This window comes from Pseudoalteromonas sp. Angola-7 (assembly GCF_028599255.1).
GTDB lineage: Bacteria > Pseudomonadota > Gammaproteobacteria > Enterobacterales > Alteromonadaceae > Pseudoalteromonas > Pseudoalteromonas atlantica.
On sequence record NZ_JAQREL010000003.1, the window covers coordinates 244,950 to 262,133 of the forward strand.

Genomic DNA, 17,184 nt, shown 5'->3' on the forward strand with positions numbered 1-17,184 from the left:
TAACATCTTACAGTACCTTTTTACTGGATTTTATAGTGGTTAAGTTTGAAATATAGTTATTATTTATAAGATAATATCAAAATTGCAATACAAAACAATTAGAAAAATGTAACTGCTATATGTATACAACGTATGAAGGGGTGATTTGGATTCAATAAACTTAGTTATTTGTAAATTTATATGTTAGCAATTTTATTGGGAATAAATTAACATCCCTAAAGGTAGTTTCATTTCCAAATTAGTCAAGCAAATGCAAAGTGCACGTTTTATTCCCTTTAGAAAACAAGATATTGTTGATATGTGCAGCGCTGAGCTCACAAACAACTCAGAGCAAACATCGTTTAAACAATTTTGCGATTTATTAGCAAGCCTTATCCATTACGATTACCATTCAACACTTGAGTCGCTTAAAAATAACTACGCGCCCTTTGATCCTAATAGCGATACGCGATCTTTAGCGCCAGTATCAGCTGATCAAAAAGCGCAGTGCCAACGCGAATTTGCTAAAGATTTTGCTAAGGTACTTAATGCAGCTAACTTTGAAGTGATCACCCATCAAGACCTACAAGATGCACTCAACGAAGAGTCACTATTTAAAGTACGCCTTGAGGTAGAGTTTGACGACTTTGAAGAAGTGGTTTTTTATCGTCGTGGCGAATCACAACTCACTGAAACCATAACCAGCTTTTGGGGCTTGCGTAAAAAGCCCCTGCACTTTACCAATTACGACCGCGTTGCGGTGTTTATTCGCTTTAAAGATAAAGCCTACTTTGAGGCTAAAAATAAAACGCCTTTAGGGTTTGAGCCAAGCTCGACCATAGTTAAGCTGTTTCAAAATGTCCCAAAAGCCGACCTTGAAATGCTATTTCCAAATAGCGAAGTACGTATGCGCCCTATTGATAAAGTGATTATTGGCTCATCGGCTTTAGTAGGCGGTGCTGTGGTATTAATTACTAAGCTTGGCGCATCTATTTTATTGTTATTTGCTTTATTTGCTTTTTGGGGTGGCTTTAGAAGTGAAGCCGTAGAAATGACCCAACAACACTTTATTACCTTTGCTATTGGAATGGGGGTTTTTGGCAGCTTTATTTTTAAAGAGTGGAGTAAATTTAAAAACCGTAAAATTAAATTTATGAAAGCGCTAAGCGATAACCTCTACTTTAAAAATCTAGATAACAATGCCGGTGTTTTTCATACCCTTATAGACGCCGCCGAAGAAGAAGACATAAAAGAAGCCCTGCTTGCCTATACATTTTTACTAAAATCAGAAAGTGGCCTAAGCGCACAAATGCTTGATGAGCAAATAGAGGCGTGGTTTAAAACAAAGTATAAGTGCGAACTCGACTTTGAAATTAGCGATGCGCTTGAAAAGCTCACTCGGATGCGTTTAGTAACCTGCACTAACGATGTGTATAGCGCAATAAATTTAGATCATGCAAAAACTATTTTAGATGAGCGCTGGGATAACCTGTTTCAATATAATTAATGTTCAAAGTTTACTTAACAACAAAAAAGCAGCTGAAACTTCAGCTGCTTTTTACGTTGTATTTTGAGCTGCAACTAACTAAGTTGCTTGTTAAATTTTGCATGCACTAATTTATAAAGCGCAGGCAATATTAATAGCGTCAGTAAAGTTGATGAAATAATTCCACCAACCACAACCGTTGCCAGCGGCCTTTGTAGCTCAGCGCCGGTGCCTGTATTTAGCGCCATAGGAATAAACCCTAAACTCGCCACTAAAGCCGTCATAAGTACTGGTCGCAGGCGCGAGAGCGCACCGGTTTGTATTGCATCTATCAAACTAAGCCCATCAGCTCTTAACTGTTTAATAAACGACAGCATAACCACACCATTTAATACCGCTACACCACTTAGCGCGATAAACCCCACACCTGCCGATATTGATAACGGCATATCACGTAAAAGCAACGCAAGCACACCACCACTAAGCGCAAGTGGTACGCCACTAAATATAATAAACGAATCATGCAGTGAATTAAACGCGCTATAAAGCAGGCCAAATATAAGTAATAAAGTAACCGGTACCACCAGCGATAGCCGCTTACTTGCTGATTCTAACTGCTCAAACGTGCCGCCATATTCAATCCAATAACCACTAGGTAAATTAAGGTCTGAATTTAAAGCTGTTTGCGCATCGCTTACAAAGCTTGCTAAATCGCGCCCCTCTACGTTTGCAGTTACTACAACATTACGCTTACCGCTTTCGCGGTTTATTTGATTAGGCCCTTTTTCAATACTAATATTTGCAACTTCGCCAAGCGGTACAAATGCAAGGTCGGGATTAGCACTTTTTGGCACAGCAACAGGTAAACGTGCAAGCTGTGTTATATCGCTAGACCAACGCTCATCTAACCGCACTAATAACGAAAAACGTTTGTCGCCTTCATAAATTAGCCCGGTTTGTACACCACCTATAGCAGCACTTACACTTTGCTGTATATCGGTCACGGTTAAACCTAGCAGCGCCATATGATCGCGAAGCGGCGTAACCGAAAGCGTAGGCAGGCCTTCCATTTGCTCAAGGCGTACATCGGTTGCGCCAGTAATATTTTGTACCAAGGCTGTGGCTTTTTCACCGAACTGTTTTAATGTTGATAAATCATCGCCATAAATACGCACAGCCACATCGGCGCGCACGCCTGCAATTAGCTCGTTAAAGCGCATTTCTATAGGTTGGGTAAACTCATAGTTATTACCGGGTACTTCATTGACTAAATGACGAATTTGCTTAACCAGTTCTTCTTTAGGTAAAGCAGGATTTGGCCATTGATCGCGAGGTTTTAACATTAAAAAGGTGTCGGCAACGTTAGGTGGCATCGGATCGTTTGCTACATCGGGAGTACCTATTTTTGAAAATACTTTTGCCACCTCCGGCTTAGCTAAAATGGCTTGCTCTAGCTCTTTTTGCATTTTTACCGATTGCTCAATACCGGTGCCGGTAATGCGCAGCGCATGCATAGCTATATCGCCTTCATCTAGTTGCGGTAAAAACTCAGCGCCCATATTTTTAACTTTAAAGCCAAGTGCAATTACAAGCACACCCGCAATACTAACCATCACCCACGGTAACTTAAGCGATAGACCAAGTAGCGGTTTATAGCCTTTTTTAATACCGCGCATCACGGTATTTTCGCTTTCACTCACCTTGCCACGTACAAATACCGCAATAGCGGCAGGTACAAAGGTAACCGCAAAAATAAGTGCACCCACTAATGCAGCAACAACAGTAAATGCCATTGGCTGAAACATTTTCCCTTCAACCCCGCTTAGTGCAAACAGCGGTAAATACACCAGCATAATAATTAAAATGCCAAATACTGCTGGACTGAACACTTCTTTAGTGGCGGCGGTTACCACATTTAAACGCTCGTTTAGTGTAAGTAGCCTGCCATGTTTATGCTGCGCAAGGCCAAGTTGCCTTAAACAGTTTTCAACCACAATTACTGCGCCATCAACAATTAAACCAAAATCGATTGCGCCTAAGCTCATTAAGTTACCCGACACTCTATTACCTACCATACCGGTAATGGCAAATAACATACTAAGCGGAATAACCATGGCCGTAATCAATGCGCCAGTTACGTTACCCAGTAGTAGCAGTAAAATAACAACCACCAGCACCGCGCCTTCGAACAGGTTTGTTTTTACAGTGTCTATGGTTTTATCAACAAGGGTTGTTCTGTCGTACACGGGCTCAACCACTACACCAGCTGGTAAGCTAAGTTGTACATATTTAAGTTTTTCTGCCATGGCTTTTGCCACTACGCGGCTGTTTTCACCAATGAGCATCATGGCGGTGCCAAGCACGGTTTCTTTACCATTATAAGTAGCGGCGCCGGTTCTGAGCTCTTTGCCTAAACGCACGTTCGCCACATCTTTTATGCGAACGGGTGCATCATCGCGCTTAGCAACCACGGTATTGGCTATATCATCAATGGTTTTTAATTGCCCTGGTGAGCGCACTAAGTATTGCCCGTCAAAACGCTCTATAAATCCTGCGCCTTGGTTACTGTTATTTAATTTAAGTGCCGTAATAACATCACTAAGCGTAAGCTTATAAGCGAGTAGTTTTTCTGGCATGGGCGCTACTTGATATTGGCGCTCAAAGCCTCCTTGGCTGTTTATTTCGGTAACGCCTTTTACTTTTAATAACTGCGGACGAATAACCCAATCTTGCAGGGTACGTAAATCTTCTGCATTAAATGGCGTACCATCGTCTTTTAATGCACCGTTATTTGCATGCACAGAATAAGTAAAAATCTCCCCTAACCCGCTGGCAATTGGCCCTAAGTTTGGTTCAATATTGGCTGGTAGGTCTGAACGAATACTTTGAATGCGCTCTGATATTTGCTGGCGCGCCCAGTAAATATCGGTGCCTTCATTAAAAATAACGGTAACTTGCGAAAGCCCATAACGCGAAATCGAACGGGTGTAATCAAGCTTAGGAATACCCGCCATTGCAGTTTCAATCAAATATGTAATGCGCTGCTCGGCTTCAAGCGGGGTAAAGCCCGGCGCTTTGGTATTTATTTGCACTTGTACATTAGTTATATCGGGTACCGCATCAACGGCTAAATTTTGTGTGTTGTATACGCCAAACCCAGCAAATAAAAGTGTGAGTGCAAGCACCATCATGCGGCGCTTAACCGCAAACGAAACTATCCAGTTAATCATGCTACCTCCTAGTGAGAGTGACTTGCGCCGCTTTTTAAAATATCGGCTTTAATTACATAACTATTCTCAGTTACGTACTCACTGTTTGGCGAAAGTCCTTCAAGCACTTCTACCCATTCGCTGTTTTTAGCACCGAGTTTTACTGGGCGTACTTCAAACACATTGCCACTTTTTATAAACACGCTAGGTTTGCCGTTAAATTCCTGAATAGCAATCGCTTTAACGCGTACAGCCGTATCTACTTTTGCAGTACTAATGTCGCTATTAACATGCATACCAGGTCGCCAATGGCCATCAGGGTTTTTAAGCTCGATTCGCGCACGCGCAATATGCCCGCCACTCATCATTGGGGCTATGTAAAACACCTCACCTTGGGCATTTAAATGATGATGTAAGTCATACACTGTAGCGCTTTGCCCTATGGCGAGCTTTTCAATGTTATCGGGAAAGGCCGACAGCTCCACCCATACGGTTTCAAGGTTTACTATTTGCATTAAAGCGCTACTGGCAAGCTCGCCACGCTTTAAATATTGCTCAGTAATAACGCCTGTAATTGGGCTTTTTATGGTGTAATTTTGTAGGGTTTCGCGGTTGGTTATGCTGGCAAGCTTATCGCCTTTTTTAACGTTTTGACCAATGCTTACAAAAATATCGTTAACTAACCCGGTATAAGGCGCCATTACTTCAACAGTGCTCTGCGCAGTGGGCGCTATAACACCAAATAGAGTATCGGTTAGCTCAACGCTACCTGCTTTTGCAATGTCAGTTTTAATACCAGCGCGTTCAATTGCTTTCTCGCTTAGCGTTGTGCGCCCTTCTTCTTGCTCATAATGATAATTTATTTCAGCGCCTTTATAGCGAGCCATTACATCAAGCTTAAAAGAATGCGGCTCGTTTACGCTCACGGTACTTACTAAATAGTCATCTTCAGCTTTAAAGCGAATAAGCTGTGGCGCTTCACTTAAACGCTGCACGTTTATGGTTACGTCTAACTGGTTTACATCAACGGCTTTACCGTTCTTAAACCCATATATTCGCAGCTCAGTATTACCGGCAAACTGGGTTAATTTAAGCTCTAAATTAAGCGTGTTATTGGTTAGTAAAAAGCCGCCATGCGGGCCTTTTTGTGTGTGTTCATCTTTATGGCCTTGTTCGTGGCTGTCACCATGACTTTCTTCGTGATTGTCATCAGATGCCATAGCCATGCTACTTAAAAATGGGAGTGTAAGTAATTGCGTAATTAATAATGCGATAAGAGTTTTATTCATGATTGATGAGTCTCAATTAAAGGTTGGCCAGTTAAACGCTCAAGGGTAAGGAGCACTTGATATAGCTCGCTATGGGTGTTGATAAGTGCACGTTTAGAATCAAATAAAGCTTGCTGTGCATCGAGTAATTGCAATACCGATATTTGCCCTTGTTGATAGCTTTTTAAACTTTGTTTTATGAGCGTTTGCGCTTGTGGAATAACGCGCTGTGTTAAAAGCTGTGCTTGCGCCGCTTTACCTTGGTAATACGCATAGAGCGTGCGTATTTGCTTACGTAACTGTATACGTAATTGCCCTTGTTGTTCATTAAGTAGCGTAAGCTGATGCTGCGCCGCCTCAATATTCCCGCTATTAGCGTTACTTAATTGCAGCGGCATTGAAAACGAAAACACTAACGAGCTGGCATCAGTTTGCTGGTTATATCGCACACCACCACCAAGGGTTAAATCACTTTGACCCGTTGATTTTTGCAGTGCTAAGTTGGCAGTTTGTTGCATATATTGCTGCTGTAGCAGTGCAAACTCAGGCGCTGTATTTACCATATCAAGTAACGCTGCCTCACTTTTAATAGCAGCTATTTTTGATAAATCGCCCGTATAGTAATCACTCACTTTCACCTCTTGCCAAAGCTCATTGAGTGCTAAGCGAGAGCGCTCAAATTCACTTTGTAGCATGGCCGTGTTTAAATCTACTTGGCTTAATGCATAGCGCATGCGGGTTACATCAGCACTTGAGACCGCACCGGCTTTAGCGCGTTTTTCAATTGCGTTGAGTGCCTGCTTAACAGTGTTTTTACGCTCACTGTTTAGTGCAATTAACGCCTGAAATTTTAATACTTGGTAATAACGCTCAGCGGTGGTTGCTAAAAGTGCTAACCGAGTATTTTTATACTCAATTGTTTGCGCTTTTATATTTGCAGTAGCGTAATTAATACGATTTTGGCGTTTATCGCCAAGCTCAATTAACTGGCTCAAAGCCAGGGTGTACTGCGCCCCCGAAAACGCATGAGAGCCATGAGTTCCTAAAAAGTTTTCAGCTTCAAAGCTCAGCTCAGCGTTAGGTGAAAGCGCTGCTTGGCTTTTAAGCGCGGTTAATATTTTTTGATGGTACGGGTAGCGTTTAAGCTGTAAGTTTTGCTGCTCGGTATTTTTAAGCGCTTGCTTTAGCGTTAATACGTTTTGAGGCTCGCTTTTTGCCAAAGCGCTCAGTGTTGGTAATGCACACAGTAGCGCCACCAGCATAAGTAGTTTTTTGTTCATATAGCATATCCGTTTTAACAAACAGAGTTGGCTTAATCACTATGCCTATTTTAAAAACAAGCGAGATTAAGCAACCTAAATATGTACATAACTAGCCTTGTAGCGAACAGGCGCAGGCAGTTATATACAAAGTGTTTAAAATTAAAAACTAGCTATAAAAATTGGGTGGCGGAACATCTGGTGGGTAATTTAAACCATTGTAACAAGCATTGTTTGTGGCTTGGCTTTGTTCAGGGCTTATTGAATGATTTATCGTACTGTAGTAACCACAGTGGCAATGCTGATGGGCATGAATTTCGGTAGGTGGTTGCGCGTCTTCATCGTCTGTATCGGCCACAGACTGAATGTGCGAAGCATGATCGACTTCTTCTTGTAGATGATACGCGGCAGCATCACAGCTAATAAAGCTGTGTACAAGCACAAGAAGTATCACGACTAAAAAGTAGTTTGAGCGCATCCATTACCTAATTAAATTTAAAGTAGGTTCCTATTTTACAAACTAGGAACAGCGGCATATTAAACCCGCACGCGTCTTGAGGTCAATAAACAACGCGCAAAACCGTTGATAAAAGTTTACTGCCCTTCGTCTACACAACATTCGTTTTGTAAAAAACCAATTACATCGTCTAAGCGCTGGTACATAGCCACGCAATAAAGCGTGCGCCCTTCGCGCCTTTGGCTAATTAGCCCAGCGTTAACTAAGCCCGATATATGGTGCGAAAGTGTAGAGCCCGCCATGCTTAGCTCTTCTTGTATATTGCCAACACTAATTCCAGTGTGCCCTGCTTTAACTACACGCTTATATATAGTTAAACGCGTAGGATGGCCTAATTCTTTTAATGCTTTTGCAACGTCGATAATTTCCATTACAACCTCGTAATTTCTAAATTATTAGAAATAATAACAATTTGAATCTTTAAATACAGCTTTATTAGCAAGTTACCTTAAAAGTTAAAAAATAAAACATTTAAAAACAAGGGCATAAAAATCATTTCTATATATCTAGAAATGAAGTATTGACGATATTATTGCTCATCAATATACTTCCATAAAATTCGAAATATAACTTACTTAACGTAAGTTATACCTTGTGTACTTTGGAGTGCGTTATGAGTAATGAAATGCTAGCAATGGCAAAAGAGGCGTTAGGCATGTTTGCCTTTTTAGCTACAGAGTTAACTATTTTATTTATTGTTATTAGTTATTTAGTGGGTGTTTTACAGCTATTTATAACACCCGAAAAAATTCAATCTATTTTAAGTTCAAAAAACGGTAAGGGCTACGTTGTTGCTGCTTTATTGGGGGCTATTACACCATTTTGTTCGTGCTCAACCATTCCGTTTTTAAAAGGATTATTAAGAGCGAGAGCGGGCTTTGGCCCTATGATGGTATTTTTATTTGGCAGCCCGCTACTTAACCCGGTGATCATTGGGTTATTTGTAATTACCTTTGGCTGGCAGGTCACTTTATTTTACTTTTTAGTGGCTATGGTGGTGTCGGTTGTAGCAGGCTATACCCTTGAAAAGCTAGGCTTTGAAAGGTATGTAAAACCAGAAGCTTACAGCACAGAATCTACTAGTAGCTGCGCAAAACCAAGCTGTAGTGAGCCTAAAGAAGTTGAGCCAAGCTGTGCAACCACAAGCTGCGGCGAACCTAAAGCAATAGAGCCTAAAAAAGCGCAGCCTAATCGCTGGGTAAAAGTGTGGCATGCTACCTTTAAAGACTTTAAACAGGTGTTTCCGTACTTAATGCTAGGGGTAGCAATAGGCTCGTTTATTTATGGCTTTATTCCTACCGAGCTAATTGCTAAATATGCGGGCGATGGTATGTGGTATGCCATACCTATTGCAGCCATTATTGGTATTCCACTTTATATTAGAGCCGAAGCCGTTATTCCGCTAAGTGCCGCATTAGTCAAAAAAGGCATGGCGCTTGGCTCGGTAATGGCATTAATAATTGGCAGCGCGGGCGCAAGCTTAACAGAAGTTATTTTGCTTAAATCAATTTTTAAAAACCAAATGATAGCCGCCTTTTTGTTTGTCATTATTACTATGGCTATTGGTGCAGGCTTTTTATACCAAGCTATTTTTTAAATGCTCATTTTTCTAAACTCAGTGGGTGACACGCCCACTGATTTTTTAAACCGTTTTGAAAAATTAAATATATTAGGGTACCCCACGTAAGCGGCAATATGGGCAACCGGCCAGCGGGTATTTAGTAGCAAGTTTTTAGCCCGTTTAATACGTAAATAAATAAGCTGCTGCATTGGGCTTTTACCAAATTGTGCCTGGCATAACCTGTGTAAATGCGGTGCTGAGTAATGTACTTGTTCGCACATAGCCTCTATTGTCCAATCAAACTGCAGGCGCTCTTCTACCTCTAAAAACAAGCTGGTTAATCTGTTTTGCCCGCCTATTTGCGGCTCGCTTTGAAGCGTAGTGTTTAAATAGTGGCTTAAAATAGGCATTACGCCTTCGCGCAAAGTAGCGTTTGCCTCGCTGTATAAAAGCTCCATCGCTAAATGTAATGGCGCTAACTGCTGATTAGTTAATACTTTAGCCTGCGCTAAATTTAAATGTTGCCAGCGCTTGGTATTTGCAAGGTTTAGCCAAATCACATCCCATTTTTCACTCGCTATTTCAACCTCAAAACTTTGCCTTGCAGGCAATATCGCTAAGCTATTTTCGGCCAGTGCATATTGGTTATTAATGGTTTTTAGCGTGCCCTGGCCAGCCAAAGTATAAAACAGAGTGTGTTCAAGCGGGTTAGTACGCGCAACACAATAATCACCCAATAAATTTGAGCAACCTGCCAGCTCTATTTCAAGGCTTGGCATTTGCGAAAGCGTGGCTAAATCAATAAACCGCTCTGTACACTCTGGGCCAATATCGAGTACATCTACAATGGTGTTGCGCATAATTTAAAATGATAGTTTTGGATAAATAAAAGAGAGCTTTAAGCATAACCGCAACGCGCTATTTTAGCTATATTTAAGCCACTATAATTGCCACACATGCAATAGGACACGAATGAACTCACTACAGCACATAATTAACCGCCGCGATTGGGAAAACCCAATTTCGGTGCAAGTTAATCAAGTAAAAGCGCACAGCCCACTTAATGGTTTTAAAAGCGTTGACCATGCCCGTACAAACACGCAATCACAAAAACAAAGTTTAAACGGCCAGTGGGATTTTAAATTATTTGATAAGCCCGAAGCGGTTGATGAATCATTACTTAGTGAGGCACTCGCCAGCGACTGGCAAAGTATTCCAGTGCCTTCTAACTGGCAACTACACGGCTTTGATAAACCTATTTACTGTAATGTTAAATACCCCTTTGCAGTAAACCCGCCATTTGTACCAAGCGATAACCCAACAGGTTGCTACCGCACTGAGTTTACTATTACAGCGGATCAATTATCTCAGCGTAACCATATTATTTTTGAAGGCGTAAACTCGGCGTTTCACCTTTGGTGTAATGGCCAATGGGTGGGCTACTCGCAAGATAGCCGCTTACCCAGCGAATTTGATTTAAGCAAACTGTTAGTGGCTGGTACTAATCGGATTGCGGTTATGGTTATTCGCTGGAGCGATGGCAGTTACCTAGAAGATCAAGACATGTGGTGGCTGAGTGGCATATTTCGCGATGTTAATTTACTTACCAAACCGCAACACCAAATACGCGATGTATTTATAACCCCCGATTTAGACGCCTGCTACCGCGATGCAGCGCTACATATAAAAACCGCAATAGATGCGCCAAATAACTACCAAGTAGCCGTACAGGTTTTTGATGGCGAACAAGCATTGTGTGAGCCACAGATTCAAAGCACTAACAATAAACGCGTTGATGAAAAAGGCGGTTGGAGCGATGTCGTATTTCAAACAATTGATATACAAAACCCTAAAAAGTGGACCGCTGAAACCCCGGCCTTATACCGCTGTGTTGTAAGCTTACTAGATGAGCAAGGCAACACTGTAGATGTAGAAGCCTACAACATTGGCTTTAGAAAAGTAGAAATGCTTAACGGGCAGCTTTGCTTAAACGGCAAACCGCTACTTATTCGCGGTGTTAACCGCCACGAACACCACCCCGAAAACGGCCACACGGTGAGTACCACCGACATGATTGAAGATATTAAGCTGATGAAGCAAAATAACTTTAATGCTGTACGTACCGCTCACTACCCTAACCACCCTCGTTTTTACGAGCTGTGTGACGAGCTAGGTTTATACGTAGTAGACGAAGCCAATATAGAAACTCACGGTATGTTTCCTATGGGTAGGCTTGCCAGCGATCCGCAATGGGCTGGCGCATTTATGTCGCGCTATACGCAAATGGTTGAGCGCGATAAAAACCACCCCTCTATTATTATTTGGTCACTGGGAAATGAGTGCGGGCACGGTGCCAACCACGATGCGATGTACGGCTTGTCTAAAAGCTTTGACCCATCGCGCCCAGTGCAATACGAAGGTGGCGGCGCAAATACCACCGCAACCGATATTATTTGCCCTATGTATGCCCGTGTAGATACCCATGTTGCCGACGACGCCGTACCTAAATACTCTATTAAAAAGTGGTTAAGCCTACCGGGTGAAACGCGCCCACTTATTTTATGTGAATACGCCCATGCAATGGGTAACAGCCTAGGTAGCTTTGACGATTACTGGCAAGCATTTAGAGAATACCCGCGTTTGCAAGGTGGCTTTATTTGGGATTGGGTAGACCAAGGTTTATCTAAAACAGATAAAAACGGCAAGCATTACTGGGCTTACGGTGGCGACTTTGGTGATGAGCTAAATGACCGCCAATTTTGTATAAACGGCTTATTATTCCCAGACCGTACACCGCATCCAAGCCTGTTTGAAGCTAAATACAGCCAGCAACATTTACAATTTACGCTGCGAGAGCAAACTCAAAACCAATACACCGTTGATGTATTTAGCGATTATGTATTTAGAGCAACCGATAACGAAAAACTGGTTTGGCAGTTAATAGAAAATGGCCAATGTGTAGAGCAAGGCGAGCAAGTTATTAATATTGCTCCGCAAAGTACGCAAACGCTAACTATTAATAAAAAAACGGTGTTTAAAGCAGGTGCGCAATATCACCTTAATTTAGATGTTGCACTGATTAACGACTCAAGCTTTGCAAGTGCCGAACATGTATTAAACACCGAGCAATTTAAGCTTATAAATAGCCAAAGTTTAAGCGCTGATACATTTTCGCCTGCTTTAGCAAACGCCTCAACGCACGGCGCACTAAATATTAGCGAAACCAACACACAGCTAAATATTGAAGGCGATACCTTTAAACTTGTGTTTAATAGCCAATCAGGCCTTATTGAGCAATGGTTACACAATCAAACCCAAGTTATTAAAAGCCCATTGGTTGATAATTTTTACCGCGCCCCGCTTGATAACGACATAGGCGTAAGCGAAGTAGACAACCTAGACCCTAACGCATGGGAAGCACGCTGGTTAAGAGCAGGTATTGGGCAGTGGCAGCGTACATGTCGCTCGTTTGAAGTAGTGCAATCAACCTTAGATATACGTATTACCTGTGTATTTAGTTATGAATTTAATGGCGTAGTACAAGCAAAAACAACTTGGCTTTATACACTTAATAATACCGGTGAAATTAGCTTAAATGTTGATGTACAACTAAACGATACTCTCCCGCCCATGCCACGCATAGGGGTAAGCACAACGCTTAATAAACCAAGCGATACACAAGTAAATTGGCTTGGTTTAGGCCCATTTGAAAACTACCCAGATCGTAAAGCGGCTGCGCGCTTAGGGTATTACAGCGCACAATATAATGAGCTATATACACCGTATATATTCCCAACCGATAATGGCGTACGTAGTGATTGCCAATTACTTTGCATTAATAACCTAAACATAACTGGTGCGTTTTTATTTGCCGCCAGCGAGTACTCACAAAGCATGTTAACGCAAGCAAAACACACTAATGAGCTAGTCGCTGATGATTGCTTACATGTACATATTGACCATCAACATATGGGGGTTGGCGGCGATGACTCATGGAGCCCAAGTACCCATAAAGAGTATTTACTAGAGCAAAAGCAATACAACTACTCTTTAAAATTTAGCGCTAAATAAAACAGCGCTTAATCCATACAAAAATAGCGGCTAATTTAGCCGCTATTTTTTTAACACTGAATTGTTATTTATTACTACTGAGGCAGCGATTTATTCGCTAACTTTTTAGCAATTACGTTATCAACCGATAAGCTACCTGCCCCTTGTATAGCCAGTGCAGCCGTTGCAACTAACAAGGTAAGTGCGAACTCATAGCCGTTGTTTGCTACAAATAAACCATGACTAATGTGCACGCTAAATATCGCAATCAACATAGTAAACGCCGTAACTACAGCCGCTGGGCGCGTTAATAAACCAATGGCTAAAGCAATGCCGCCAAAAAATTCAGCGCTGCCTGCCATCATTGCAAGCCAGTAGCCAGGCTCAAGGCCAATGCTTGCCATCCACTGTCCTGTGCCTGCAAGTCCGTAGCCGCCAAACCAAGCAAATAATTTTTGTGCGCCGTGCGCTGCTAAAATTAAACCAACGGATACACGTAAAATAAGTGCTGCCATGCCTGCGTTAGAGCTTAATAATGAGTGTAAGTATTTCATAGTGTGATCCTGTTTTATTGTTAATAAGGCTAGTAACCAATGAGTACAGTTTACTATCATCATTTAAAACAATTAATACGAATATTATTGCCAAATTATCAACATGGTGTTTTTAATTGCTTAACTAAGTTGCGGCTATTTTGTACTTAGCGGGCATAAACACCTCAGGAGCTAGTTTAATGGCGCACTTTTAAGCGTTATTAAACAGTAAACTAATAGCTAAATAGTCCGGCTCTGCTAGTATAAAAAAAGTAGTAAAAATTGGATCCGCTTATGAGCTATAAAGGTAATAGATTGACGTTTTTCCCACCTAAAAATAAGGGGGCGCTCTTTTTTGTTTTTATTACTTTGCTCACGTTATTTATTACTTTTGATTCTCATGCTGCCGATACATGTAAAATAAAGCACTTAAACTCACCCACGCCTGTCTCTGTGCTAAAGGTAAATACTCCTTCTGAACTCACTGCTCAACGCGGTGTTAATCAATATCAAATAAGTTGCTCTGTTAAAAATGGTGGCGTACTAAGCTTTTTACGCCCGGGGCTAGATAGCTTTACTTGGCAGCAAAACAACACTGTAAAAGCGCCCTTAAAAGCAGGGCAAGTAGCCTACTTAATGGACTCGGGGGCTTTTACAGCCACAATAACATTAGAATCAAAGCTTAATTACACACCGCGGTTTAAATGGCAGCCAACTCATATTTATTTTAAAAAAGCACAGCAACATTCGCTGATTATGGGCTCATTTTATGGGTTGTGCATTACACTTATTTTTTATGTATTAATAATGGGGCATAGACTTAACGAAAGTGTATTTAAGCTCTACAGCATTTACATTTTTTGTATTGGCAGCTTTATTTTACTCCAAGAAGGGCAACTGTATTTATTTGTAACGCAGCATGTATCTGGCGTTATTTTTAACTTATACCTACTTAGCATTGGCTTAACCGTACTAAGTGCCACGTGGTTTATGCTTGCGTTACTCGAGACTAATAAACGCTGGCCTAAATTAACTAAGCTGCTCAAAACATTGGCCTGTACTGTAATGCTATGCGCGGTACTTAAAATGCTCGTTACCGACCTGTTATTTTGGACAATAGCAGGGCATATAATGGCTTATTCTTCGCTGTTTATTGTGGCTGTTATTTTTACTTTAGCAGCAATGCAAGCCCTCAAAGGTGTACGCGAGGCAACACTCGTATTTGTAGCGCTTAGCTTTGTATTAGTAAGTATGATTTTTAGGGTGCTGCTTATTAACCAAAGCCCGTTTATGCAGCGTTATGGGTTTGTGTTAGCGTTTGCGGTTGAATCATTTTTATTAGCTGTTGCGGTTTCAAGGCGCATAAGCCGAATGCGAATTGCACAAAAGCGTGCCGAAACCGAAGCAGACTACGACCCCCTTTGTGGTATTTTAAACCGCAGGGGCTGGGCTAAAAAATCAACCGCGCTTATCAATATGCACGCCAAAAAAGGCGGCGTATTATGCTTGATGTATATAGATTTAGACGACTTTAAACAAATAAACGACAGCTACGGCCATGCTGTAGGCGATGACGCTTTATGCAACGTTGCCCGTTGCTTAAAAAGCAGTGTTCGCAGCAGCGATGCTGTAGGGCGCTTAGGCGGTGATGAATTTGTCGTACTTGCACATTTTTATACTAATGCGCAGGTAAATCCTAAAACTCATCATTTAAAAACCGCCTTAAATAGGCTCACAATAAATCACAACAACGACCCTATAGCCATTAAAGCGAGTATGGGTACTACCGTATTTAGTGAACCGCCCCACTCTATTGATGAAATTTTAAAAGCGGGCGACACCGCCATGTACCATGAAAAAATACAACGAAAGGTTAAGCCGCTCACGTTAGTAGATGGCTAAATTTAAGTAATACTGCTTATTGCTATTAAACCGTAGCCGGCTTGGCAAATTGTTTACGGTTTACATAGTGGCTCATAATAATGGTAAATAAAGTTGAGCACACTGCAGCCGCTGCATACACCTGCCAAATCACAAATTCAAACTTAAGCGCGAGTGCAATCACAGCAAAAAACACACAGGCCCCTAACGAGCCAATAATGCCGCCGTTAAGCACCTTATACGCCGAGTATTTTTTATCACTTGCATGCGCAATACTGCCCATAACCGCCAAAATTACCGGAAAAGTAGAAAGTAACCCGCTCCACATAGCGCCTATTTTTGCCGATATAAACGTAACTAACATAATAAAGCAGCTGACTAATAACATTTTTAGCGGCAGCTCCCACGCAGCGGTAAAAGGTTTGGCATCGGGCGCAAATTTTAACTTACTCGATGCAAGCGCAAGCACCAATAAAGTACTGAGCGAGAGCACCGATGCAAAGGCAATATTCACCGGCAATAACAAGGTAAATGCACTAAAAGCGCACCATAGTGTTAATGCAGCAAACAACGCTTTAACTACCCCATATTTTGCAAGCATGGCAGCATAACAAAAACAAAATAATCCTATACCGCTCATGCCATACAACGAAGCCACAGCCGAGTTACTCGCAAATAACTTACCTTGCTCAAGCGCAATAAAATACGAAATAGGGCCCGATGTAATAGGCAAGCCCGGAATAATACCGCTCACAAAACTGCCAAAGCGTTTTTGAGCAAAGTGAATAAATAATAAAAGTAATGGCGCAATGGTGAGTTTTAACAGCAACATAAATAACTATAAAGTATGAGAGTTGCGCGTTAGTCTACGTTTAAAATTCCGTACTGTAGAGTGAATAAATATCACTCATACGGTGTAATTATTTTCATCTATAGGTACAAAAAAGGCCACTACAAAAGTGGCCTATTCTTTAATAAATATTGCTTACGCTTTTTTAAATAAAACCTCAGGGTTTACCATGGTTTTCATTTCAAGCACGTTGCCGTTTGGATCTTCAATAAAAAAGGTTTCTTGTTCAAACTCATCACCAACAAAACGGCGATACGGTTTATCTAGGTATTCAAGCCCCGCATCTTCTATACGTTTTTTTAAACTGTTAAATTCATCTTCTGATAAATGAATACCAAAATGCGGTACCGCCACTGCGCCCATATCTACATCGTGGCGAACAGTGGGTAAGCGCTCTTCGCTTTGGTGTAATGTAAGCTCATTACCCCAAAAGTCTATGTCTACCCAGCGCCCTTCTTCGCTGTTCCCTGTTTTACAGCCAAGCACATCACAGTAAAACGTTTTCGCTACTTTTAAATCGCCAGCGGGTATAGCCAAGTGCAAACAGTTAGACATAAATTACCTTTAATCTTTTAAATTTGTATATTAATA

The 17,184-nt window shown here is 41.5% G+C and carries 13 protein-coding genes; 4 read left to right on the forward strand and 9 right to left on the reverse strand.

The annotated features are described in order from the left end of the window. The first annotated feature begins 250 nt into the window (after positions 1–250). Positions 251–1,486 carry a TMEM143 family protein gene (locus tag PSH50_RS05980; RefSeq protein WP_029772949.1) on the forward strand — a complete coding sequence of 412 codons (1,236 nt, stop codon included), beginning with the start codon at positions 251–253 and terminating at the stop codon, positions 1,484–1,486. Positions 1,487–1,560: 74 nt separating this feature from the next. Here the strand turns inward: PSH50_RS05980 and PSH50_RS05985 are convergent, their stop codons facing one another. From PSH50_RS05985 to PSH50_RS06005, 5 genes are all read right to left on the reverse strand, one after another. Then, positions 1,561–4,695: an efflux RND transporter permease subunit gene (locus PSH50_RS05985; RefSeq protein WP_273609374.1), complete on the reverse strand. Its 3,135-nt coding sequence runs from the start codon at positions 4,693–4,695 to the stop codon at positions 1,561–1,563. Between the two features lie 8 nt (positions 4,696–4,703). Beyond that, on the reverse strand, positions 4,704–5,963 hold the full coding sequence (locus PSH50_RS05990) for an efflux RND transporter periplasmic adaptor subunit (RefSeq protein ID WP_273609375.1): 1,260 nt from the start codon (positions 5,961–5,963) through the stop codon (positions 4,704–4,706). After that, positions 5,960–7,222 (reverse strand): TolC family protein, encoded by a 1,263-nt coding sequence (locus tag PSH50_RS05995; protein WP_273609376.1) that lies wholly within the window; start codon positions 7,220–7,222, stop codon positions 5,960–5,962. The genes PSH50_RS05990 and PSH50_RS05995 overlap by 4 nt, the downstream gene beginning before the upstream one ends. Positions 7,223–7,370: 148 nt before the next feature. Continuing rightward, positions 7,371–7,679, reverse strand: coding sequence for a hypothetical protein (locus PSH50_RS06000; protein WP_138578522.1), 309 nt, complete (start codon positions 7,677–7,679; stop codon positions 7,371–7,373). Between the two features lie 116 nt (positions 7,680–7,795). Then, positions 7,796–8,089 carry a helix-turn-helix transcriptional regulator gene (locus PSH50_RS06005; RefSeq protein WP_024033207.1) on the reverse strand — a complete coding sequence of 98 codons (294 nt, stop codon included), beginning with the start codon at positions 8,087–8,089 and terminating at the stop codon, positions 7,796–7,798. A 242-nt stretch (positions 8,090–8,331) separates the two neighbouring features. On the opposite strand from PSH50_RS06005, the gene PSH50_RS06010 reads away from it, so the two are divergent. Next, positions 8,332–9,315 carry a permease gene (locus PSH50_RS06010; RefSeq protein WP_273609377.1) on the forward strand — a complete coding sequence of 328 codons (984 nt, stop codon included), beginning with the start codon at positions 8,332–8,334 and terminating at the stop codon, positions 9,313–9,315. Here the strand turns inward: PSH50_RS06010 and PSH50_RS06015 are convergent. Then, positions 9,312–10,139, reverse strand: coding sequence for an AraC family transcriptional regulator (locus PSH50_RS06015; protein WP_273609378.1), 828 nt, complete (start codon positions 10,137–10,139; stop codon positions 9,312–9,314). The genes PSH50_RS06010 and PSH50_RS06015 overlap by 4 nt on opposite strands. A gap of 112 nt (positions 10,140–10,251) precedes the next feature. On the opposite strand from PSH50_RS06015, the gene PSH50_RS06020 reads away from it, so the two are divergent. Beyond that, complete coding sequence (locus PSH50_RS06020) at positions 10,252–13,350, forward strand: beta-galactosidase (protein WP_273609379.1); 3,099 nt, start codon at positions 10,252–10,254, stop codon at positions 13,348–13,350. 74 nt (positions 13,351–13,424) lie between these two features. Here PSH50_RS06020 and PSH50_RS06025 read toward each other — a convergent pair whose 3' ends face one another. Next, positions 13,425–13,883 carry a DoxX family protein gene (locus tag PSH50_RS06025; protein ID WP_273609380.1) on the reverse strand — a complete coding sequence of 153 codons (459 nt, stop codon included), beginning with the start codon at positions 13,881–13,883 and terminating at the stop codon, positions 13,425–13,427. A 294-nt stretch (positions 13,884–14,177) separates the two neighbouring features. Here PSH50_RS06025 and PSH50_RS06030 point away from each other — a divergent pair, with 294 nt between their 5' ends. After that, complete coding sequence (locus PSH50_RS06030) at positions 14,178–15,764, forward strand: diguanylate cyclase (RefSeq protein ID WP_273609381.1); 1,587 nt, start codon at positions 14,178–14,180, stop codon at positions 15,762–15,764. Positions 15,765–15,789: 25 nt separating this feature from the next. On the opposite strand, the gene PSH50_RS06035 is transcribed toward PSH50_RS06030, so the two are convergent. Continuing rightward, complete coding sequence (locus tag PSH50_RS06035; RefSeq protein ID WP_273609382.1) at positions 15,790–16,575, reverse strand: hypothetical protein; 786 nt, start codon at positions 16,573–16,575, stop codon at positions 15,790–15,792. A 153-nt stretch (positions 16,576–16,728) separates the two neighbouring features. Next, the gene (locus tag PSH50_RS06040) at positions 16,729–17,148 is read right to left on the reverse strand and encodes a VOC family protein (RefSeq protein WP_273609383.1); all 420 of its coding nucleotides are present in this window, start codon (positions 17,146–17,148) and stop codon (positions 16,729–16,731) included. Positions 17,149–17,184: the final 36 nt, after the last annotated feature.

Excerpts from the sequence above, each read along its gene's own strand:
- PSH50_RS05980 (WP_029772949.1), top strand. The coding sequence starts at position 251 with ATGCAAAGTGCACGTTTTATTCCCTTTAGAAAACAAGATATTGTTGAT.
- PSH50_RS05985 (WP_273609374.1), bottom strand. The coding sequence starts at position 4,695 with ATGATTAACTGGATAGTTTCGTTTGCGGTTAAGCGCCGCATGATGGTG.
- PSH50_RS05990 (WP_273609375.1), bottom strand. The coding sequence starts at position 5,963 with ATGAATAAAACTCTTATCGCATTATTAATTACGCAATTACTTACACTC.
- PSH50_RS05995 (WP_273609376.1), bottom strand. The coding sequence starts at position 7,222 with ATGAACAAAAAACTACTTATGCTGGTGGCGCTACTGTGTGCATTACCA.
- PSH50_RS06000 (WP_138578522.1), bottom strand. The coding sequence starts at position 7,679 with ATGCGCTCAAACTACTTTTTAGTCGTGATACTTCTTGTGCTTGTACAC.
- PSH50_RS06005 (WP_024033207.1), bottom strand. The coding sequence starts at position 8,089 with ATGGAAATTATCGACGTTGCAAAAGCATTAAAAGAATTAGGCCATCCT.
- PSH50_RS06010 (WP_273609377.1), top strand. The coding sequence starts at position 8,332 with ATGAGTAATGAAATGCTAGCAATGGCAAAAGAGGCGTTAGGCATGTTT.
- PSH50_RS06015 (WP_273609378.1), bottom strand. The coding sequence starts at position 10,139 with ATGCGCAACACCATTGTAGATGTACTCGATATTGGCCCAGAGTGTACA.
- PSH50_RS06020 (WP_273609379.1), top strand. The coding sequence starts at position 10,252 with ATGAACTCACTACAGCACATAATTAACCGCCGCGATTGGGAAAACCCA.
- PSH50_RS06025 (WP_273609380.1), bottom strand. The coding sequence starts at position 13,883 with ATGAAATACTTACACTCATTATTAAGCTCTAACGCAGGCATGGCAGCA.
- PSH50_RS06035 (WP_273609382.1), bottom strand. The coding sequence starts at position 16,575 with ATGTTGCTGTTAAAACTCACCATTGCGCCATTACTTTTATTATTTATT.
- PSH50_RS06040 (WP_273609383.1), bottom strand. The coding sequence starts at position 17,148 with ATGTCTAACTGTTTGCACTTGGCTATACCCGCTGGCGATTTAAAAGTA.